Origin of the sequence: Chitinophaga sp. YR627 (assembly GCF_900114995.1) — a bacterium.
Classification (GTDB): domain Bacteria; phylum Bacteroidota; class Bacteroidia; order Chitinophagales; family Chitinophagaceae; genus Chitinophaga.
This window is the reverse complement of sequence record NZ_FOUX01000003.1, coordinates 231,656-251,825: the sequence shown is the minus strand read 5'-3', so window position 1 is coordinate 251,825 and position 20,170 is coordinate 231,656. Positions and strand designations below refer to the sequence as shown.

17 protein-coding genes and 1 tRNA gene are annotated in these 20,170 nt (G+C 44.2%); 9 read left to right on the top strand and 9 right to left on the bottom strand.

Going from position 1 to position 20,170, the window contains the following annotated elements; genetic code table 11:
• Positions 1-55: 55 nt before the first annotated feature.
• Together BMZ72_RS16435 and BMZ72_RS16430 are read right to left on the bottom strand one after the other, a co-directional pair.
• Positions 56-589 (bottom strand): metalloprotease family protein, encoded by a 534-nt coding sequence (locus tag BMZ72_RS16435; protein ID WP_089810217.1) that lies wholly within the window; start codon positions 587-589, stop codon positions 56-58.
• A gap of 11 nt (positions 590-600) precedes the next feature.
• Positions 601-1,644 carry a tetratricopeptide repeat protein gene (locus tag BMZ72_RS16430; RefSeq protein ID WP_089810215.1) on the bottom strand — a complete coding sequence of 348 codons (1,044 nt, stop codon included), beginning with the start codon at positions 1,642-1,644 and terminating at the stop codon, positions 601-603.
• A 167-nt stretch (positions 1,645-1,811) separates the two neighbouring features.
• Here BMZ72_RS16430 and BMZ72_RS16425 point away from each other — a divergent pair, with 167 nt between their 5' ends.
• The gene (locus BMZ72_RS16425; protein ID WP_089810213.1) at positions 1,812-2,510 is read left to right on the top strand and encodes an outer membrane beta-barrel protein; all 699 of its coding nucleotides are present in this window, start codon (positions 1,812-1,814) and stop codon (positions 2,508-2,510) included.
• 78 nt (positions 2,511-2,588) lie between these two features.
• On the opposite strand, the gene BMZ72_RS16420 is transcribed toward BMZ72_RS16425, so the two are convergent.
• Both BMZ72_RS16420 and BMZ72_RS16415 read right to left on the bottom strand, forming a co-directional pair.
• Positions 2,589-3,368 (bottom strand): enoyl-CoA hydratase-related protein, encoded by a 780-nt coding sequence (locus BMZ72_RS16420; protein ID WP_089810211.1) that lies wholly within the window; start codon positions 3,366-3,368, stop codon positions 2,589-2,591.
• Positions 3,369-3,444: 76 nt separating this feature from the next.
• Complete coding sequence (locus BMZ72_RS16415; protein WP_089810209.1) at positions 3,445-5,472, bottom strand: S9 family peptidase; 2,028 nt, start codon at positions 5,470-5,472, stop codon at positions 3,445-3,447.
• A gap of 84 nt (positions 5,473-5,556) precedes the next feature.
• Between BMZ72_RS16415 and hflX the strand changes: the two genes are divergently transcribed.
• The 7 genes from hflX to BMZ72_RS16380 all read left to right on the top strand — a co-directional run bounded on the left by hflX (position 5,557) and on the right by BMZ72_RS16380 (position 12,284).
• Complete coding sequence (hflX, locus tag BMZ72_RS16410; RefSeq protein WP_089810206.1) at positions 5,557-6,747, top strand: GTPase HflX; 1,191 nt, start codon at positions 5,557-5,559, stop codon at positions 6,745-6,747.
• Between the two features lie 8 nt (positions 6,748-6,755).
• Positions 6,756-7,094, top strand: coding sequence for a Rieske (2Fe-2S) protein (locus BMZ72_RS16405; RefSeq protein WP_089810204.1), 339 nt, complete (start codon positions 6,756-6,758; stop codon positions 7,092-7,094).
• A 69-nt stretch (positions 7,095-7,163) separates the two neighbouring features.
• Positions 7,164-8,765, top strand: a complete 1,602-nt coding sequence (locus tag BMZ72_RS16400) for an ArnT family glycosyltransferase (protein ID WP_255373218.1) — start codon at positions 7,164-7,166, stop codon at positions 8,763-8,765.
• 72 nt (positions 8,766-8,837) lie between these two features.
• Positions 8,838-8,911 (top strand) — tRNA-Asn (locus BMZ72_RS16395).
• 146 nt (positions 8,912-9,057) lie between these two features.
• A complete protein-coding gene (locus tag BMZ72_RS16390; RefSeq protein ID WP_089810202.1) occupies positions 9,058-10,341 on the top strand; it encodes an ATP-binding protein in 1,284 nt (427 codons plus the stop codon).
• Complete coding sequence (locus tag BMZ72_RS16385; RefSeq protein WP_089810200.1) at positions 10,341-10,925, top strand: HNH endonuclease domain-containing protein; 585 nt, start codon at positions 10,341-10,343, stop codon at positions 10,923-10,925. Before BMZ72_RS16390 ends, BMZ72_RS16385 begins: the two co-directional genes overlap by 1 nt.
• A 297-nt stretch (positions 10,926-11,222) precedes the next feature.
• Positions 11,223-12,284, top strand: a complete 1,062-nt coding sequence (locus BMZ72_RS16380) for an IS481 family transposase (RefSeq protein WP_089810198.1) — start codon at positions 11,223-11,225, stop codon at positions 12,282-12,284.
• Positions 12,285-12,399: 115 nt separating this feature from the next.
• On the opposite strand, the gene BMZ72_RS16375 is transcribed toward BMZ72_RS16380, so the two are convergent.
• The 4 genes from BMZ72_RS16375 to BMZ72_RS16360 all read right to left on the bottom strand — a co-directional run bounded on the left by BMZ72_RS16375 (position 12,400) and on the right by BMZ72_RS16360 (position 17,854).
• Positions 12,400-12,786 carry a hypothetical protein gene (locus tag BMZ72_RS16375; protein ID WP_089810196.1) on the bottom strand — a complete coding sequence of 129 codons (387 nt, stop codon included), beginning with the start codon at positions 12,784-12,786 and terminating at the stop codon, positions 12,400-12,402.
• A gap of 64 nt (positions 12,787-12,850) precedes the next feature.
• Entirely contained in the window at positions 12,851-14,659 is a 1,809-nt protein-coding gene (locus BMZ72_RS16370; RefSeq protein ID WP_089810195.1) for a serine hydrolase, read from the bottom strand.
• A 75-nt stretch (positions 14,660-14,734) separates the two neighbouring features.
• The gene (locus BMZ72_RS16365) at positions 14,735-15,835 is read right to left on the bottom strand and encodes a helix-turn-helix domain-containing protein (RefSeq protein ID WP_143087713.1); all 1,101 of its coding nucleotides are present in this window, start codon (positions 15,833-15,835) and stop codon (positions 14,735-14,737) included.
• Between the two features lie 117 nt (positions 15,836-15,952).
• On the bottom strand, positions 15,953-17,854 hold the full coding sequence (locus BMZ72_RS16360; RefSeq protein WP_177222813.1) for a glycoside hydrolase family 97 protein: 1,902 nt from the start codon (positions 17,852-17,854) through the stop codon (positions 15,953-15,955).
• Positions 17,855-18,153: 299 nt separating this feature from the next.
• On the opposite strand from BMZ72_RS16360, the gene BMZ72_RS16355 reads away from it, so the two are divergent.
• Entirely contained in the window at positions 18,154-19,539 is a 1,386-nt protein-coding gene (locus BMZ72_RS16355) for a DUF6055 domain-containing protein (protein ID WP_218155258.1), read from the top strand.
• 101 nt (positions 19,540-19,640) lie between these two features.
• Here the strand turns inward: BMZ72_RS16355 and BMZ72_RS16350 are convergent, their stop codons facing one another.
• Entirely contained in the window at positions 19,641-20,027 is a 387-nt protein-coding gene (locus BMZ72_RS16350) for a DoxX family protein (RefSeq protein WP_089810189.1), read from the bottom strand.
• Positions 20,028-20,170: the final 143 nt, after the last annotated feature.

The following is a 20,170-nucleotide window of genomic DNA, read 5'->3' as shown; positions in this document are numbered from 1 at the left end:
CAGCATATTGTTAATAAGCAGGAAGGCATCCGTGATCACGGATGCCTTCCTGCTTTTATGCACAAAACTGAACAATAAGGACCGGAAGTCCGAAGGCGACACCCATTCCGTAGATCAGGTCAAGCCAGAAGAAGGAGCCTATGGCGCCCAGATAGATCAGGCCAACGATAGGCACTGTAATAATTTTAAGCCATAAGGGCACCTGTTCACCATGCCATAAGGTCTGCCACAATACATTGGCATCTCCTGTACTTGGAAATGCATGCATACCAATTGACAGGCCCAGATAAAGCAACAGGTAGTCCAGGATGGTACCCTCGTTGAACATAAAAACCGGAATAGCCGCCGGGAATGCAATCAGCAGGGCAATGAGGGTATTGATGATAAAAGGACCGGTACCGATCAGCAGTTGATGTACCGGGTTGCGTACAGGTTCGTGTTTTACGTACCCTACCGGGTTGGCCATCTGGAAATATTTTACCTCAAAGATGGCCACGCCAAATATTCGGCAGAAAAGCTGGTGGGCAAATTCGTGTACGATTACGCCGGGAAAGGTAACGAGTGCCAGAAAAGGGCCTGGTATGAACATTTTCGAATTATTTATTTGTAGGAAACTTTGTCGGTAATATAACTATGCAACAGCGCAATACTACCAGTGTCTGCGTCAGGACGGTTTTTGAGTTTAGTCAGAATACGATGCGATTCATCTTGCTGACGGTTATAATGACATGCAAGAGCAAGCATAAACAACACACTACTATCTTCCGGGGCAAGCGCAGCGGCTTGTCTTATGGTGAGCAGCGCCTGCTTGTCCATATTGAGTCTTAACTGAAAAGAGGTCAGTGTCATTAAGGCCTGAATGGATTCAGTATTCTGGGACAACAGATCCTCTGCCAGCTTTAATCCTTCTTTATATTTTTTGAGATCCCTCAGAGCGCTGAGCCGCTCATAATAGGCGGGTCTCAGTAAGGGGGCATTGTGAATAACCTGTGCGCAGAGGCTATCAGCCTTCTCATAAAGCTGAAGATCTTCATACGTATAGGCCAGCGCAGTTTTAGCTGCAAGATCATAGGGCGCGGCGACTACATATGAATCGAGCTTTGCAAGATAGGCTGCCGTATCTTCTTCAAGGTCGGCCAGTGTTCGGGCCAGCGCGGTATCTTCTATCCTGGAATGGGATATGTGATCATTAATAAATTCGAGCATGGCTTGCAGCTCTTCGTCATCAGTTGGAATATCCTTCCCTCCCGCCAGGGCCAGGAGACTATCCGCCTGAGCCTCATTGTCATTAAGGTAAGAGGCTTTGATGAGGTGCATCATGGCTCCCAGATGGTCAGGGAATTTCTTCAGCGTGGCTTTAAAATACTTTTCGGCGCTGAGGTATTTATGTTCTTCCACCAGCTTTTTTCCTTTCATATATCCAACACCGGCCTGGAAATAGCCAGGAAGGCGAAAGATGGCTACAAGCAGTATAACGCCTACACCTATTGTCGCCCAAACGATTTCTTTTTTAACAGGGTATCTGGATAGCTTCTTCCTGCATGCCTTGCATAACCTGAACGCATAGCCAGGCTCATATTCGGGCGTATTACATCGGGAACAGCCCGTCGAATGCTGATAAGGGAGGTCATCATATTCTTCCATAGGGTATAATATATTATCCGAAAAGATATGTATTATCTTCCAATTCGGGAAGCCTGAAAAATTGACGGCAGCATCTTCCGGATATTTTATAAATATTTTAACCCTTGGTTTTATTCCTATTCCATTAAATTTGCCTAATATTCTTTTTCAAGACTTTATACTTAAACATGAAGAAATTATTCTTTTCGATCGGATTGATGGCGGCTTCTCTCGGTGTTTTTGCACAGGATGCCAAGAATGCAGTTGCTAATAAGGCCATGGGAGCAGCATCACATTCCAAGGATTTCTTAGTGATTCAGTTAGGTTATGTTGGATTGTCAGGAACAGGAGCCAGCAATATTAACACTGGATTCAACCGCCAGCTCAATATTGCTTTCATGTACGATTTCCCGATGCAGAAAACTAATTTCAGTCTTGCAGCAGGTCTGGGAATAGGATCTGATCACTATATGTTGAAGGACCAGAGTCTGGATCTGAGAAATACATCTGCTACTCCTGATTTCCAGGGAACGAACGCATATAGCAAGTTCAAACTGGCGACCACTTACCTGGAAATTCCATTGGAACTGCGTTATCGCCAGGTGCCTGAGAACGCTAATCACGGTTTTAAAGTAGGTTTAGGCCTGAAGATCGGTAACCTGCTCAATGCGCATACCCGTTCTGTTGAGAACCTTGCAGGCTCTAAGCTGATTGAGAAGGAAGCCAGCAAACGTCAGTTCAATACATGGCGCTTTACAGGTACTGCGAGAGTGGGTTATGGTAACTTCGCGGTATATGGTACTTATGCGATCACCACCTTATTTAAGGACAATGGTACTTACGATGTAAATCCATATTCTTTCGGATTTATGCTGAGCGGTTTATAAGCTGAGCTGAAAATATTAAAAAGGGGCTGTCCGCTACATAGTGGACAGCCCCTTCTGCTTTTATAAGGTATTATCTTCTCAGACGCCTTTAAATACAGGTTTACGTTTCTCCAGAAATGCCTGTACGCCTTCTGTATTATCAGCCGTATTACCCGCTATTTCCTGGCAATAAGCTTCATAATCGAGTACTGTGTCCAGGTTTTCCGTCATCCCTTTTGTCAGCATTTTTTTGAGCAGGGCGATTGCTTTCGTTGGTGCGTTAGCATAGAATGCAGCCTCCGCTTTTACGGCTGCTTCCAGTTCACCGGCAGGGACCACTTTGTTGATAAAGCCCATCTGCAGGGCTTCCTGGGCTGTCATTTTACTGGCTTTGGTAGCCAGTTCAAATGCCTTGTGATAGCCTACCGTGCGTGGCAGGAAATAGGATGAGCCGGAATCCAGCACCAGTGCAATATTGATGAAGATCTCAACCATGGATGCCGCTTCGCTGGCAATGATCATATCACAGGCCAGCGCCAGTGAGCAACCTGCTCCTGCGGCTACGCCGTTTAACTGGCAGATGACGGGTTTGGGCATATTACGGATGGCCCTGATGATAGGATTATAGCGTTTATGCAGGGATTCGCTGAGATTACGTTTTTCGCCATTCATGGCAGCTTTGAGGTCCTGGCCGCTACAGAATGCTTTACCTGCACCTGTCAGCACCACTACCCTGACGGCAGGATCTTTCTCTGCCTGTTTGAGGGCGTCCTGCAATTCATAACTCAGTGGATCATTAAATGCGTTGTAAACATCCGGTCGGTTGAGGGTGATCGTAGCAACACCATCCTGGATGTCTAATAAGAGAGAGGTGAACATAACGTTGGGGAATTTATATATGAATTGAACGGACCGCATTCAGCACCACTTGCCGGTGCCGAATGCGGTTGATTGATTAAAGTGTTTCTTTCAGCCACTGGAAGAACTCACGTTGCCATACCAGCGCGTTCTGCGCTTTCAGCACCCAGTGATTTTCTTCAGGGAAATAGAGCAGTTTGCTCTTGATGCCTTTCAGCTGTGCCAGCTGGAAGGCCTGTAAACCCTGCTCGATGCCTACACGGAAGTCGGTACCACCTTGAATGACCATGATAGGCGTATTCCATTTGCTGGCGTATTCACTAGGGTTGAATTCTTTATAGACCTTCGCGTTAGCCGGATCCCAGTAAGCCCCGATATCCCAGTTGGCAAACCAGAGTTCCTCAGTTGTGCCATACCAGCTTTTCAGATCAAACAGACCGTCATGTGCAATGAATGATTTGAACCGGTTGTTATGTACACCCGCCAGCATGTAAACGGAATAACCACCATAGCTGGCGCCTACGGCACCGAGACGGTTTTTATCAACATAAGGCTCCTGGCTTACAGCGTCAATGGCGCTCAGGTAGTCACGGATAGGTTGTCCGCCCCAGTCTTTACTGATAGCAGCGTTCCATTCTACTCCATGACCTGGCATACCACGACGGTTAGGGGCTACAACGATATATCCCTGGGAAGCCATCAGCTGGAAGTTCCAGCGGTAGGAATAGAACTGGGACAGTGCTGACTGCGGACCACCCTGGCAATATAACAGGGTTGGGTATTTCTTTGCAGGATCGAAATCTGGCGGGAAGATCACCCAGGCCAGCATGTCTTTATTATCTGTGGTCTTGATCCAGCGTTTTTCCACTTTACACATGCCTGTTTTATCGTAAACTTCTTTGTTTACAGTGGTCAGCGGTTGCAGGGTACCCTTTGGCAGCTGTACGGTGAAGAGTTCGGCAGCGTGGTTCATGTCAGTGCGGCTTACCACAAGGGTGTTGCCTGACTGTCCGATGATACCACTGATATCAAATTCGCCATCTGTTACCTGGCGGATATGTTTCGCGTTGGTAGCAGCCAGGTCTTTCTGCAGGGTGATCTCGTGCAGTTGCTCAGTGCCTTTTACCACGGCGAGGAAGAATAATTGTTTGTTGTCTTTGCTCCAGGAAATGGAGGCTACGGTACCATCCCAGTCTTTGGTAAGATTGGTACGGACGCCAGTGGCGCGATTCAGTACGATGATATCATTTTTATCAGCTTCGAAACCGTCTTTTGCCATACCCAGCCAGGCCAGGTATTTACCGTCCGGACTGAATGCAGGGGCTACATTGTAACCAGCCAGTCCTTCGGACAGGTTTTTGGTTGCACGGGTGTCGAGATTGTATTCATAGACATTGGTATTGGTGCTGGTAGCATATTCTTTACCAAATTTCTTCTTGGTAACGTAGAGAATGCTTTTGCCGTCCGGGCTCCAGATGACGTCTTCGGCTCCGCCGAACGGCATCTGCGGGCTGTCATACAGTTCGCCTTCCATGATATCGACAGGTGTACCAACCTGGCCATTTTCGTAGGTGGCGAAGAAGATATGCTGGAAGTTACCGTCTTCCCAGGTGTCCCAGTGACGGTAGTTCAGGTTGTCATAGATCTGCACATTGGATTTTGGCAGGTCGGGGTAATGGTCGCCGCCGCTGATCTTTTTCAGTTTCACTTCTTTGGAAAACAGGATATGTTTTCCATCGGGGGAGATACGCATGTTCTGCAGACCACCCTCTACATTGGTGATCTGTGTGGCGCCGGAACCGTCGGCATTCATTTCCCAGCGTTGTCCTTTGAAGACATAGGCGATTTTTTGTCCGCTGATCGCGCTCACCTCTCCTTCTGCTCCTGGTTCCTTCGTGATCTGCGTGGGAGAGCCTCCCGCCAGCGGGATGGCGAAGAGGTCTTTATCGCTCTTGTTTTCGGCGATATTGTATCGGGATACGCCGTAGATAACTGTCTTTCCGTCTGCCGTAATCGCCTCGCCGCTTACTCTGCCCAATTGCCAGAGCAGCTCGGGCGTCATTTTCTGCTGGGCCACTGCCATAGTTGATATAAAAAGTGATGTTAACAAAAGTGATTTATGCATGTTCAGATTCTGTTTGGACGCTAAAAGTAGGGAAAATAGTGCTATGGACTAATTCCATACCTTTGCAGTAAATTTTTATATACTTTGATTGAAAAGAAACAAGTTGTACAACAGGAAGAGCGGGCCGTTATTGTGGGCGTGATCCATAAGGAGCAGACAGACCGTCAGGTACAGGAGTATCTGGATGAGTTGGTTTTCCTCGCTGAGACGGCTGGTGCTATAACTGTAAAAAAGTTCACCCAGAAACTGGCCCGTCCCGATAGGGCGACCTTTGTAGGAAAGGGTAAGCTGGAAGAGATCAGGGATTTCATTGCAGGAAGAAATATCAATCTGGTCATTTTTGACGATGAACTGACCGGTTCTCAGATAGCGAACATAGAGAAAGTGCTGAATGTGAAGGTGATAGACCGTAGTGACCTTATTCTCGACATTTTTGCCCGCCGTGCCCGTACGGCTCAGGCGAAAGTGCAGGTAGAACTGGCCCAGTACCAGTATATCCTGCCACGTCTGAAAGGTATGTGGAGTCACCTGGAAAGACAGGGAGGTGGTATCGGTAGCCGTGGTCCGGGTGAAACGGAGATCGAAACGGACCGTCGTATCATCAAGGAAAAGGTGGCCCTGCTCAGAAAAAGACTGGCGGAGATCGATAAACAGTCGCTTACTCAGCGTAAGGACCGTGGTGAATACATCCGTGTAGCCCTGGTGGGATATACTAACGTGGGTAAAAGTACCATCATGAACCTGATGAGCAAAAGCGAGGTGTTTGCTGAAAACAAGCTGTTTGCGACGCTGGATACGACTACCCGGAAGGTGGTATTTGACCAGACTGCATTTTTGCTGAGCGATACCGTAGGGTTTATCCGTAAACTCCCTCACCATCTGGTAGAAAGCTTCAAATCAACCCTTGATGAGGTGAGAGAAAGCGATATCCTGCTGCATGTGGTGGATATTTCCCATCCGCAATATGAGGATCAGGTAGAGGTGGTAAACCGCACTTTGCAGGAACTGAAGGCCTTCGATAAGCCTATTATCATGGTCTTCAACAAAATGGACCTGTATGAAGAGCAGACCTTTGACAAGTGGTTGACAGAGGATATCAAACAGGACATCCTGAATCAGCTGAAGGAAAACTGGCAGACCAGAACCCAGGGTAACTGTGTGTTTATTTCTGCAACAGAACGCAAAAACGTCGAAGAACTGCGGGCGACTATCCTTAGTAAGGTAGTGGAACTGTACAGGGTACGTTATCCTTACAAGAGCGAATATTTCTATTAATTCCCAGCATGGCAAAGCAATACAACTGGCATCGTTTATCAGACCTGTACGCGAGAGAAGGTGAGATTGGCGTCCTGGAGGTCCAGGGTAAAAAGATCTGCTATACCAGATATGAGGAGCAGATCTTTGCCTTCGCCTACAAATGTCCGCATGCGAGCGGCATTATGGCGGATGGTTTTATGGATGATGCCGGTAATGTTGTCTGTCCCCTGCACAGGTACCGTTTTAACGTTAAAAACGGCTATAACAGTAGTGGAGAAGGGTTTTATCTCAAGACCTATCCCCTTGAACAACGGTCAGACGGACTATATATCGGATTGGAGAAATCAAGTCTTTTCGGCTGGTAAGCCTGTTAATTTTCTATTAAAAGCCCCCTCTGTTTTGCGGAAGTGCCAGCAGTGCTGTAATTTTTGCGCATGACAGTCTATTCTATCTCAGAGAAACAAGTCTGCCGGATGATGATCGGTCTGCTGATATTCATGCACATGACCGGCCTTCCTGTTACTATTATGGAACCCGATGGCGCCCTTTATGCGGGTATTGCCAAACACATGGTGCAGCATCATGACTACCTGAACCTCTTAGCTGACGGACATGACTGGCTGGATAAGCCGCATTTCCCTTTCTGGATGGCTGCCCTCTCCTATCTGCTTTTCGGATTTACAAGTTTTGCCTATAAACTACCCGCGTTCTTATTTCTGATGCTGGGAGTGATGTATACTTATAAGTTTGCCAAAGACCTGCTGGTATACAGTGAAAAGGTGGCCCTCTGGGCGGTATGTATTTTCCTGTCGGCCGAGCACCTGGTCATATCCAGTACGGATGTACGGGCAGAGCCTTATCTGACAGGACTGATCATTGCCAGTGTCTATCATCTGTACAAACGGCAGTTGATTCCAGGTGCGCTGTTCGCGGCTTTTGCTGTTATGACAAAGGGGCCTTTTGCATTGGTTCCCATAGGCTTTGCCTTTATCGGTCAGTATACCTTTACCCGGCAATGGAAGGAGTTGTTTCACTGGCGCTGGCTGGTCGTCGCATTGCTGATCGGTATCTTCATTACACCGGAATTGTATGCCCTGTACCAGCAGTTTGATGCACATCCGGAGAAAGTAGTTTTCGGACAGACCGGTGTATCCGGTATCCGTTTCTTTTTCTGGGACAGTCAGTTCGGACGTTTCATGAATAACGGACCAATCAAAGGGCATGGCGATCCTTCTTTCTTCCTGCATACCGTATTATGGGCATTCCTACCCTGGTCGATATTCCTGTATGTTGCCATCGTCAACTTTATCAGAAAAGGGAGATCAGCGCCCGAGTACTATTGCATTAGCGCTGCTCTGTCGACTTTCCTGCTATTCTCTTTATCGAAATTTCAGTTACCGCACTATCTGAATATCATCTTCCCTTTCTTCGCCATCCTAACGGCGAAGTATATAGTAGACGATGTGAAGGAAAAAGTCTTCCGTGTCACACAGTATATCCTGATGGGGATCATGGGTGTTGCTATTATCGCAATATGGGCGCTTTACAGGCCTGAAATTCATTTTTGGGCCGTTGGGCTTATCGTGATAGGAACGGCTGTTTTTATATGGTTTCCGTTGAAAGAAAGGCCGCTTATATTCTTTCGCACCTGCCTGGCAGGATTCCTTTTAAATATTTTTCTCAATGGACTGTTCTATCCGGATGTGCTCCGGTATCAAAGTGGAAGCACTGCCGCGTTCTATGCCAACAGTGAACTGAAAGGCGGAGCTGTGGGTTTTTATGGGGTGAACTCCTATGCGATGGAGTATTATCTCGACGCCCCCCTCCTGCGATACGATACGATCCCTGCAGGACCATCACTGGTTTTTACAACGGCAGAACACAGAGATTCTTTAATCGCCAGAGGGTATGCAGTGAAGGAGGTAAAATCGTTCGTACAGTTCCCTGTGACACGTCTGGACTTACAATTTGTAAATTTTTATACGCGGGAAACCGCTCTGGATAAGCGTTTTCTATTATTGGTGAATTCTTTTTGATGAAAAAGTTGAAAAAGATTTGGCGAGAATAAGAAAATATCTATCTTTGCAATCCCGAAACGGGGAAAACACTCCTCCTTAGCTCAGTTGGTTAGAGCATCTGACTGTTAATCAGAGGGTCGCTGGTTCAAGTCCAGCAGGGGGAGCGGAAAAAAGTCTACAAGCTTGATGTTTGTAGACTTTTTTGTTTTAACTAACTTCACTTAAGCCCCATAAAAATCCAAAGTCAATGTTTTGGGGATTATCTTTTATCTTACCTATAACCACAGATTATTTTATCCAGTTTTGAAATATGAAGATTAAAAAGCTCAACATCGAGTCTTACAGACATTTAGAGAATATTAATCTGGACTTTACGTATCCCGAAGGGCATCCAAAAGCAGGTATGCCATTGGATAAAATATGCTTAATTGGACAGAGTGCCACTGGAAAAACAAGTCTTCTTGAGTTAATTAAAAATTTGATTTTTCAACTATCGCAGACTGAGGTAGCTAATGGTGGTTTGTGGTCACTAGATACGCTCACTTATAATGGAAATGCTGAATTCTCTCTAATGGAGGGGCCTTTGTTAATCAGGAATGATAGTAGCATTCGTTTTGGCGAAAAGGAATTTCATCGAGATAAACTAAGTGGTGGCGCTGTCGGACGTCTTATTCAAGAGGATATAAAATTGATTTACTTTAGTTCGGACATCATTTCTGAGAAAACTATTCAAATCTTTAATCAGAATCCCCTTAATATCATAAACGCTTTATCAGAAGGACTTGACGTTGACATAACCAAAAGATATATAGGATCCAGATATATTTATGAGTTTACTCAAGATGTAGACGAACGAATTTGGTTTTCACTTTTAGGACGCATTTTGGAATATCGGAGAAAGTTTCTTCAAATGGCTACCGAATTAATCAAAAAAGGTAAAATAGCTGATTTAAATAAGGTAAATGCGGAAATTCAAAAGTGGTCGGCAGTTAATAAGAATCCACTTGTGCCATTTTCTGAATTATTCAATCCTATATTGGAAAAGTTAAACCTTGAAATTGATCCTGATAATACAGATTTTGCAATTCCAATTAAGTCAAAGGTTCAAGATGATATTATTCCAATTTCTTCACTGAGTACAGGAACCAAAGGATTATTGTTATCTTTTTTTCCATTATTTGAATTTGATACTTCCGATTCAATCATTTTGATTGATGAGCCGGAACGGTCACTTTTTCCTGATTTACAGGTAGATTTGTTTTCCTATTACAGAAGCTTCGCTCCAGATGCACAATTTATAACAGCCACTCATTCTCCTTTTATTGCAGCGGCTTTTGAGCCAGAAGAACGCTTTATCTTATATTATGAGAAAAACGGAAAAATAGCTGTTCGTAGAGGTGAGTCTCCTATTGGCGATGACCCCAACGATATATTGAGGAATGATTTTCAGGTTGATTTTTATAATGATTATGGAAAACGGGCATATCAGCAATATCTTGATCTAAAAAGAAAAATGCAGGAGGAAACGGAACCACAAAGGAAACGTGAATTACTTAGTGAGTTAACACAATTAGGGGATAAATATAATTTTTGATGAGAAAGGCTAATAAAACAGAAGATTCCGGAATTTTAGCTGACGACTTAAAGTATATTCCTAATAACTCTACCCATAATAAAAAGCTCAAGGACTATTTACTTCAGGAGCAGAAAAGCTACTGTGCTTATACTGATGAGTATATTGGTCGGGCGGATGCTTCAGACATCGATCATTTCAATCCAAATCTTAAGAATACTGAAGGGGACAGTTATACCAATTGGTTTCTAATAAAAAATCAATGGAATAAAGAAAAGGGTAATAAATGGGAGAAATTTCAACCAGTTCTACATCCAACTTCTGAAGATTTTGAAGAAAGGATCGCCTATCATCAGGGGGATTACTTTGCAAAAAATGGAAATGATATTGAGGCCTCCAATTTGGTTAGTCTTTTAAAATTGGACGACTTGTTGCTAGCTGAGAAAAGAAAAAAATATATTAACAGAAAAAGATCAGACATGGAAGCTTATGGAGAGGCTGCTGATGTCTTTTTTGCTAATCTGATTAACGATGATAACTGCCAGGTTTCTTATGTCAGAGCAATTAAGGAAGAATTTGGTGTAGATGTTTGGCCGATGCTGTGATAGTTGATCTTGTATATGAAGTGAATCGCAAGCGTTGAATTCTAACAAAAGTTAGAAAAATGTTTATAAGGTTCTCCTATTCGGTAAAAAAGCAGTTACGAGTATTAGTTGTAGCAGTCTTTCTATTTATGTTTCCTTAATATTTTTAGCAAAGCTCCTGCATTAAATTAAATCTTTCTTTTCTGATCAAGAAATTTTTGGAGACCATTGAATTGGCGATAAATATTACTTGATATGTAGAAGTTAAAACTTAATCTGACAGTTATTGTTAATTAATAATTGTAAAAGATTAAAGTCATGACAACAACTCAAAAGATTATCCAGCCAAAGATGGGTCTGTTGAAGTTGGCCGAGAAGCTCGGCAATGTATCCGAAGCCTGTAAAGTTATGGGCTATAGTCGGGACTCATTTTATCGTTTCCAAAAGCTTTATGAAGAGGGTGGCGAACTAGCTCTCAAAGAGATCAGTCGCAGTAAGCCCCTGTTAAAAAATCGCATTCCCAGTCAAGACGAAGACGCAGTCGTTGCTTACGCTATTGAGCATCCTGAACAGGGACAATCTCGCGCCAGCAATGAATTAAGAAAAAGAGGGACCATTGTATCCCCAGCTGGCATCCGATGTGTTTGGCTACGACATGATTTAGAGACAATGCAGAAGCGATTAAAAGCTTTAGAAGCTAAAGTTGCTCAGGATGGCATTATCCTCACTGAAAGCCAGGTTGCAGCCCTGGAACGTAAAAAAGAAGAACAGGAAAGCAGGGGCGAAATTGAAACATTCCACCCAGGCTACCTCGGAGCACAAGACACTTATTATGTGGGATATATCAAGGGTGTAGGCAAAATTTATCAACAGACATTCATTGATACCTATACTCGAGTTGGATTTGCCAAGCTTTATGATCGGAAAAACGCACTAGTAGCTGCGGAAGTACTCAATGATAAAGTACTACCTTTCTATCAGGAACAGGAAATTGATCTTCTTCGTATTCTTACGGATCGCGGAACCGAATATTGCGGAGCCAGAGAACATCACGAATACCAGTTATACTTGACTATCGAGGATATTGATCATACGCGAACCAAAGCCAAAAGCCCTCAGACCAATGGCATTTGTGAACGATTCCACCGAACAATGCAGGAAGAGTTCTATGCCATTGCGTTCAGAAAGAAAATGTATGATTCATTGGATGCTTTGCAGGAAGATCTCGATAAGTGGCTTCAATATTACAACACAGAACGATCCCACAGCGGGCGTTACTGCTATGGAAAAACGCCCATGCAAACCTGGTTAGATAGCAAAGAACTAGCTAATGAGAAGAAGATTGATCAATTGTATGGTACAGTCAAAGTGTCAACCTGAGGGCTTTTATTGATAAAAGATGCATAGCTTTATAGACGATCTTATGAACCAAAAATGCTTAATCTGTCAGATCAAGTATTAGCTATTACACTTGATATAACCAGTTATACCGGCTTTAAACCCCGCTCAAAATTTTCTCCGTTAAATCCGTCAATTCCATAAAACTGCTCACCCCAAGATCAACTATATTTCCCCCCACAATAGCCGTCGAATACCATACAGGATAACTATCCGTATTCGGCATTAATGCCCATATCAAAGGACTATACAGGCTTGTGCCCTCGTCTGGCAATTTTTCCTGCAACTGCTCCCGGTAAGATGCACACTCTTCCGATAAGAATTGATCCGACGTAAGCTGCTGCACAAGCATAAGCGCACCCTTACCCAGATCATCCAGGTCCGTCTCCACAAGTAAACAAAACTGATACGCAATTATCCGCTGCTGCCTTTCAGTGAGCAGCCGGACTTTAGTCTCGAATAGTTCCCAATATTGTTGCTCCATTGAACGAAGAGTGCTTAATGTTTGTAACAGCCACTAAGATACTCTTTACTTTTTTAGCTGTCGCCTACCTCACTTTCTCAAACCTCAACCCTTTCACCCCGAAATTCGAAATCACAAAACCCTTTACACCTCCCTTTTCATCTTTCTCAAACGCCATCTCAAACGCAAACGTCTCCGGACCAGCACCTGAAAACTTCCCCTCTCCCTCCCGTTTCAACACAATATCATCTAATCTCAGATGTCTCATAACAAGCACATTTCCGCGTGGAATAAACGTATAACTCGTCCCCAGTTCATCGCTATAATATTCCCCTCCAAAGTCCTTTACATCCCCTGTATATTCTACAGTAGGCTTGAGCACTGGTGGCCTGGACGCCGCCGGAGAGGACGACTCTTCCTTCAGCTTATCTTTTATATAAAACTCCGCCATCTGCCACCTGGCATTCAGCCTTTCATTATGTTCATCATTACTAAGGGCAATAATCGCAAGTTGTTCATGGGGGAAACGTCCCATAAAGGTCCGGAAAGCAGCCGCATGTCCTCCATGCGTAATCATCTCCACTCCTTTGTAATTACTCAGGTTTTGCCCTTTTGCATGAAAGATGGTGTCATGGTCTCCGGCTATCCGCAATATGACTTTTGAGCCATTGTCCAGGTAGGACGCCTCATTGAAGGCTTTAATTAATGCAGGCGTACCGACTACCGGGTGTTCAAAATTCAATATCCACCTGGTGAGGTCTTCTACTGTAGTCAGGAGATTGGAAGGACCAGGATTAGAGACATTCAATGGCTGGTGGTAATAAATGCCGTTTATCAGCTCATAGGATTCCGCTTTGTTTTTTACCACTTTGCCATAGTTGTCACAGAACTGCGTGCTGGTCATGCCGAGTGGCCGGAATATCTTTTCCGCTGTATAAGTAGCAAATGATTGGCCGCTTACGCGATGTATGATCTCTGCAAGGAGGGTATAACCGGTGTTGCAGTAACCGAAGGCGGTGCCGGGTGTGAAATTCAGATTTCTTTGCCTGGCTAATAATTTCAGTGTCTGTTCGGTTGTCGAGATGTCTCCTGAGATGCTTCCGGCTAATGACCAGATGGCCGCCTGGTCTCTCAGACCACTGGTGTGACCGAGCAGATGCTTTATTTTGATAACATGACCGTAGTCCGGGAGTTCTGGTATGTATTTACGGACATCATCCTCAAGTGATATCCTGCCTTCACTGGCTAATAGGTAGGTAGCGAAGGCGGTAAATTGTTTCGAAACAGAAGCGACATTAAAGACCGTCTGCGGTGTGATGGGGATATCATGTTCCAGGTCGGCCATGCCATAGCCTTTCTGAAAAACCACTTTCCCATCCTTTACTATGGCTACGGCGGCGCCGGGTGTCTGTGAGTTATAAACGGCAAACAGGGAGTCTACCCTCCTTCCTGCCGCTGTACAAGCGTCCCCTGTGATATGTGGCGTCCTGGTGGATACTTTGTCCGCAATGACCCACCCTTCGTCTGTTTTCATCAGATTGAAGTAGTCCGTAAACAGGTCTTTCTCTGTACTGATCTCTACTTTGGCGCTACCCATGTTATTGGTAACATCCAGGCTGATAATACGGGTTTGCAGGTTAGGTGGAACAGGACGGGGCTTGAAGAAACTCAGATACTGCTCTCGTGTATACACTGTAAATTTCCCATCCCGGTAATTTTTCAGGTGACAGGAAGCATGCATCGCCTTTCCTAATTTAGTCGTATCTCCTGTCGCCCAGCCATCGAAATACAGTTCGATCGTCTTTTTAATTAGTTGTTTTTCGGTAGAAGTATCCTGGCAAAATGCAGGAAAACTGATAGAAAATAAACTCAGTAACAGGGCTATCTTTTTCATGAAAAAAGGCGTTTAGCCAAAGGTGCATTTTTATGTTTTTAGGGAGCTTCCGGATGAGCAGACATTAGTACGGATTTACAAATCCGGAGTAGTTTCTTTTATAAATGCATTGGGAGTCAATCCTTTAATTTTTTTGAAGGTGGCGAAGAATGTCGACTTTGAATTAAACCCCACCTCGTCTCCAACCGCTTCTATGGTGAAATTGGTCTGGCGGGACAGCATTTTACAGGCCGCATTTACCCGGTATTCATTTACAAAAAGAGTGAAGTTTTTCTGCAGACTGTCATTCAGTATCCTCGATAACTGGTGACTGGGAATGTTGACCTCGCGAGCCAGATCTCCCACTTTTAAATTGGGATTCCGGAAGAGCTCTTTTTCTTTCATGGCCGTTTGCAATCTGGCAATCACCTGCACAGCGTCGTCCTCATTCAGTTTCTTATCACCATATTTCTGGCCTGTAAAAGAAGACAGGTCATTTGCCTTTTTCCGGTAGAGCAATATGCATATAGCAAGATAGGTGACCAGTGAAAAGTATAAAGGTCCTGTAATATAACTGCCTTTGGTGATCTTCATAATAGACCATACATAAGCAATAAAGATCAGCGATATCGTCGCACAGATGGCCAGGACCCACTTCTCGAAAGGTTTCAGTTGCTCTCTGGTCCTGATCTTTTTAAAGAGCGGGTGAAGTGAAGTTATCGTGAGACCAATATAAATACCCCATTGCAGATAGATGGCCGGAATAATGTAATGCGTCCAGAGATATGGAAAGGTGGCATAAGGGAAAGGCAGACCCGCTATCAGTATCATAGCCAACCAGCCCGTCAGTTGTAATTTCCAGGATACCGGCAGTTTCCGGATCTGCTGCATCTCCGTTTTTACATAGAAGTATAAAAACGGTCCAATGAACAGACAGGCGGTTAATCCGATTTGCAGGATTATCCTTGGTATATTATAGTCAAAAAAATAGGCGACGGACTTCCCCACGCGGATGCTCAATACAATCAGCAGGGCGCCAAGCAAGTAATTGGACAGATTTTTCTTTGCAGTGAAGCAAAGGAAATAGATGCCAATAATGAGCGCATTAAATGCGCCAAGGGTACTGAAGAAAAAGAGTAAATTGTTTCCCAGGGTCATGGTTGTCGTTATTACCGGCTTCGGTAGGGCGTTCTTCAAATTTAACGATTATAGACAGCTTAAGCATAGTTTTATGCCCCGGTATACTATGGAAAAAGGGAATTATGCCTATTGCTGCCCATTGTCTGATCGCCGGTAAATTACTGGAAGTTCAGGCTACTCCTCCGTCAGAATAGCAGACCAGCCTCCTCCTGCCTGCATGTGTACCGGTACCTGCTGCCCTTTTTGCCATACAGCTTCAGAAAGCCGGTAATCTTCCGCAAACCTGTCAGCATTTATTCCATCAGCCAGTATTTTTACTTTGTATTGCTTTCCGGGCTCCAGGAAGTCCAGATGTAATGTCAGGTCCCGCGAACTCCAGTCCGTCATCGCGCCTATAAACCACTGTTTCCCCTTTTTACGGGCAATGGCCACGTATGCTTTGATCCTTCCCTCCAGTGCAATGGTCGTGTCCCAGGTAGTAGGAAAAGTCGCAATAAAACGCGTACAGGCAGTATCCTGCAGATAGTTGGAAGGGTTATCTGCCAGCATCTGCAACGGACTTTCATAAACCGCGTACATGGCTACCTGATGCGCCCGGGTTCCCTGACTCATTGGGGCATCAAAATCGGCATGAAAGTCTTTTTTAGTAGCATTACGCATAGCGCCCGGGGTGAAATCCATTGCGCCTAATACCATCCGGGTAAATGGCAGTGTCACTTCATGTGGAGGTGTTGCTTCATCATCACTCCATTTATAATTTTCCAGTCCCCTTACTCCCTCGTAAGAGATAATATTGGGATACCGCCTGTTCAACCCCACCGGTTTATAGGCGCCATGCAGGTCTACCAGTAAATGATGTGCTGCGGCTTTTGCGGACAGGCGTTCGTAGAAATTGACCATATACTGATCGGCACGGGCCATAAAATCGACTTTAATACCCTTTACACCCCATTTCTCATAAGTAGCCAGCACATTGTCCATATCCTTATCCATCGGCTGCCAGAGCGTCCATAAAATGACAGCTACCTGCTTTGTTTTGCCGTAAGCAACCAGGTCCGGTACGTTGATGGAATCCCTGGGATGGGTGATATCCCAGGTCGATCTTGACCAGCCTTCATCCAGGATGATGTACTCCAGACCGAATCTCGCAGCAAAATCGATATAATATTTGTAGGTCTGGTTATTGATGCCGGACCGGAAGTCGACGCCGTAGATGTTATTTGCATTCCACCAGTCCCAGGATGCTTTCCCGGGTAGGATCCAGTCTGTTTCTTTGAGAATATTGGGTGATGCCAGCTGATACACAAGGTTGTTTTCGAGTAGTCCCTTATCCTCATCAGCGACCATGATCAGCCGCCAGGGGAAAGAACGGGTCCCATTGGTCCTGGCGATGTAATCAGCAATTTCTTCTATTTTGGTAACCCTGTCTCTGACCAGGCTTTCTCTCAGAATTACTTTGGGAAAACCACTGGTGATCTTATTACTGCCTGTACCAAAGAAAAACAGGTTAGAATAGTCCAGCAGATCGGCTTCGGAGAAAAGCATTTTTGTACCGGCAGACGAAGACATATACAAGGGAAGACCACAATGTTCTGCTGTTGAAAACGATGCCAGCGTGGTGTCCCTGAATAATAACTCGAAATGGGAAAGAAATTGTTTGTTCTCCTCTACTCCCCATAGTACATGATTGTTGTCCGGGAACTGGTAATCAACGATCTCATTTTTAACATTGATGGAATCTTTAAAATGGGTCACCCATCTGTAGGCGACTCCGTTATCATAGGCCCGGAAAATGATGGAATTGCCGCTTTTGAGGTTGATCGTAAGCTCATTAAAGGCATCTTTTATTGAGCTTTGTCTTACAGCAACAACCGGGTGGAGCAACTCACTTTTAGCAACCTTATTAAATGATTTTATACGTTCATTAAAACCGATATAGGATTTGTGCTCAATATCAATACCTGCTACTGCATGATCTACTAAGATCTCCTTCCCCTTCATCAGCTTCCATGACAGACTATCTTTCGTATTGATCTCAATGGTTAGGCTTTTATCAGGAGATGATAACAGTATCACTGACTGAGGAAATACGTTGATTGAAAGCAAACTGCATATACATATCAAAAATCCCTTTAAATACTTATGCCGGATCATACTAAATAGTGTTTAAGAAAGTCGAAGAATCGCGTCTGGTATTTCCAAAAATAGTGTCCATTTGTGCCAGTACTTACCCGCATATTAACCGATGAAAGACGGAAATTAACTTACTGTGGAGAAGGGTAATAAAAGGTGAATATCTGAGCAGGCTTTGTTAAATACAATGAAATGCTGACTTATAATGAGGGGTATTTTAGTATTCATTAACCCAACTAAAGATGACAAAAATTATCTGCTGTCTCACTGTAGCAATCAGTACCCTTTTTTATTCCTGTGCAAAAAAGAATGTTGCTGAACCACTGGCATTAGGTAAGCGCCTTGCTCCTGTGAAAAAAGTATACATTCCAAAGGTGATCTGGAATGTCCCTGCTAATAATGATTACAACAATGACGCAAGCCTTTACAGCAATCAGCGAAAGGCCGAATCGGCCGATTTTGTAGCATTCTGGGCAAAGGATTTTGGCGCCACTCCGGCTACCAATACAGACCCTAATAAACGATTTGACATCACACAGATACTAACAGAGTGTGAACGCTTTTTCCAATACTATACGGATACGCTAAAATTTGTTGACAAAGGCAGGTCTGTTTCAGATAGTCTGAAGGCACTGATATATGTTACCAACTCCACCGACGGGACTGCCTATGGCGGCGGCGCAGAGAATAAGGTCGGTATACTCTGGGTAACGCCTCCCCGTATTAATACTTATCCGTTTGGTGCTGTGGCACATGAATTAGGACATGTATTCCAGTATTATGTACAGTCGGATGGTAACTGGGGCTATTCCAGTTCACCGCAGGGAAGTAATGGTCAGACGATATTTGAAATGACCTCGCAGTATATGCTCTGGCAGGTATATCCCCAATGGCTGACTTTTGAGAATTATCATTTGCAGGCATTTATGAAGTATACTAATTACGCATTTCTGCATGAGATCAATCAATACCACTCTCCTTTTGTATTGGAGTACTGGTCTGATAAACGGGGGAAGGATTTTGTCGCGAAATTATGGAAAGGCGCCAGACGTGGTGAAGATGCTGTTACCACATATAAACGGCTTGCCCAGGTTGATCAGCAGGCGTTCAATGATGAACTGTTTGATGCCTACAGAAAGTTTGTGACCTGGGATATATCGAGGATCAGGAGTGTTGCCAGTCAGTATGCAAATCAGCATATTTCAAAGCTGAATACGGCTGCGAATGGCTGGTATACGATCAGTCCTGAAGTTTGTCCGCAGAACTATGGATATAATGCTATCAGATTAAATGTGCCTGCAGCGGGAACAACAGTCCGTTTACAATTTAAAGGTATTGCCGGACAAACCGGATTCAGAAGTATTAAGATCGATAAGGCTGGATGGAGATATGGTTTCCTGGCGGTAAAAACAGATGGCAGCCGTGTCTATGGCAGCACATATAACAATACTAATGGAGATGTAAACTACACAGTTCCTGCCAATACAGCCTTTCTATGGTTGATAGTTAGCGGTGCTCCTACTGAGCACTGGGAACATTTAAATGATAATAATGATAGTAATGACGAGCAATGGCCTTACCAGATAAAGCTGGATGGCACCACCATCAACAGCAGTTTTATTCAGTAACTTGGTGCTATAAATTAATAGTCTGAGTATACATATCCTTCATTGATCTATCGTTCAAAAACGAAGCACTAACGTAGGATAAGTATACTCAGACTATCATCTTAAGCCCTCTCATATGTCGCAGGATACAATTTCCTGAACATCACATAAGTTATGGATAAAACTGTAAATGCAATAATGGCATCGATCGTTGCTGCAAAATTCAATACAGCCAGTTTAGAGAAGAATGCGAAAGTAATGTCGAAGAACATGCCGGCAAATACCCACTCTTTCAGTCGAAGCAGTTTTTCTGGCGTTAACAGCACGACAACACCGCAGATTTTAGCTACTCCAAGAATATAGATGAAGTGTGGAGGGTAACCCAGTTGAACGGTGATGTCCCAAACAACCGGATTGTGTGTTAATTCAAAGAAACCGCTTGCGCCGAACCATAAAGACATAAATACGGCACCTATCCAGTAAATTAATTTTGATGTTTTTGCGTTCATTGTTGTTGGTTTTAGTTGTTGTGTGTAATTGTTTGTTTGATGACACAAAGATGTTCTAAAACCAATGGGCGGCACAGTAGTATCTGTTGAGGTGGACAAATAGGGAGGGCGACCAGACATTCCGGCGCTTAAATGTTTGGGGT

Excerpts from the sequence above, each read along its gene's own strand:
- BMZ72_RS16435 (WP_089810217.1), bottom strand. The coding sequence starts at position 589 with ATGTTCATACCAGGCCCTTTTCTGGCACTCGTTACCTTTCCCGGCGTA.
- BMZ72_RS16430 (WP_089810215.1), bottom strand. The coding sequence starts at position 1,644 with ATGGAAGAATATGATGACCTCCCTTATCAGCATTCGACGGGCTGTTCC.
- BMZ72_RS16425 (WP_089810213.1), top strand. The coding sequence starts at position 1,812 with ATGAAGAAATTATTCTTTTCGATCGGATTGATGGCGGCTTCTCTCGGT.
- BMZ72_RS16420 (WP_089810211.1), bottom strand. The coding sequence starts at position 3,368 with ATGTTCACCTCTCTCTTATTAGACATCCAGGATGGTGTTGCTACGATC.
- BMZ72_RS16415 (WP_089810209.1), bottom strand. The coding sequence starts at position 5,472 with ATGCATAAATCACTTTTGTTAACATCACTTTTTATATCAACTATGGCA.
- BMZ72_RS16405 (WP_089810204.1), top strand. The coding sequence starts at position 6,756 with ATGGCAAAGCAATACAACTGGCATCGTTTATCAGACCTGTACGCGAGA.
- BMZ72_RS16400 (WP_255373218.1), top strand. The coding sequence starts at position 7,164 with ATGACAGTCTATTCTATCTCAGAGAAACAAGTCTGCCGGATGATGATC.
- BMZ72_RS16390 (WP_089810202.1), top strand. The coding sequence starts at position 9,058 with ATGAAGATTAAAAAGCTCAACATCGAGTCTTACAGACATTTAGAGAAT.
- BMZ72_RS16385 (WP_089810200.1), top strand. The coding sequence starts at position 10,341 with ATGAGAAAGGCTAATAAAACAGAAGATTCCGGAATTTTAGCTGACGAC.
- BMZ72_RS16380 (WP_089810198.1), top strand. The coding sequence starts at position 11,223 with ATGACAACAACTCAAAAGATTATCCAGCCAAAGATGGGTCTGTTGAAG.
- BMZ72_RS16375 (WP_089810196.1), bottom strand. The coding sequence starts at position 12,786 with ATGGAGCAACAATATTGGGAACTATTCGAGACTAAAGTCCGGCTGCTC.
- BMZ72_RS16370 (WP_089810195.1), bottom strand. The coding sequence starts at position 14,659 with ATGAAAAAGATAGCCCTGTTACTGAGTTTATTTTCTATCAGTTTTCCT.
- BMZ72_RS16355 (WP_218155258.1), top strand. The coding sequence starts at position 18,154 with ATGACAAAAATTATCTGCTGTCTCACTGTAGCAATCAGTACCCTTTTT.
- BMZ72_RS16350 (WP_089810189.1), bottom strand. The coding sequence starts at position 20,027 with ATGAACGCAAAAACATCAAAATTAATTTACTGGATAGGTGCCGTATTT.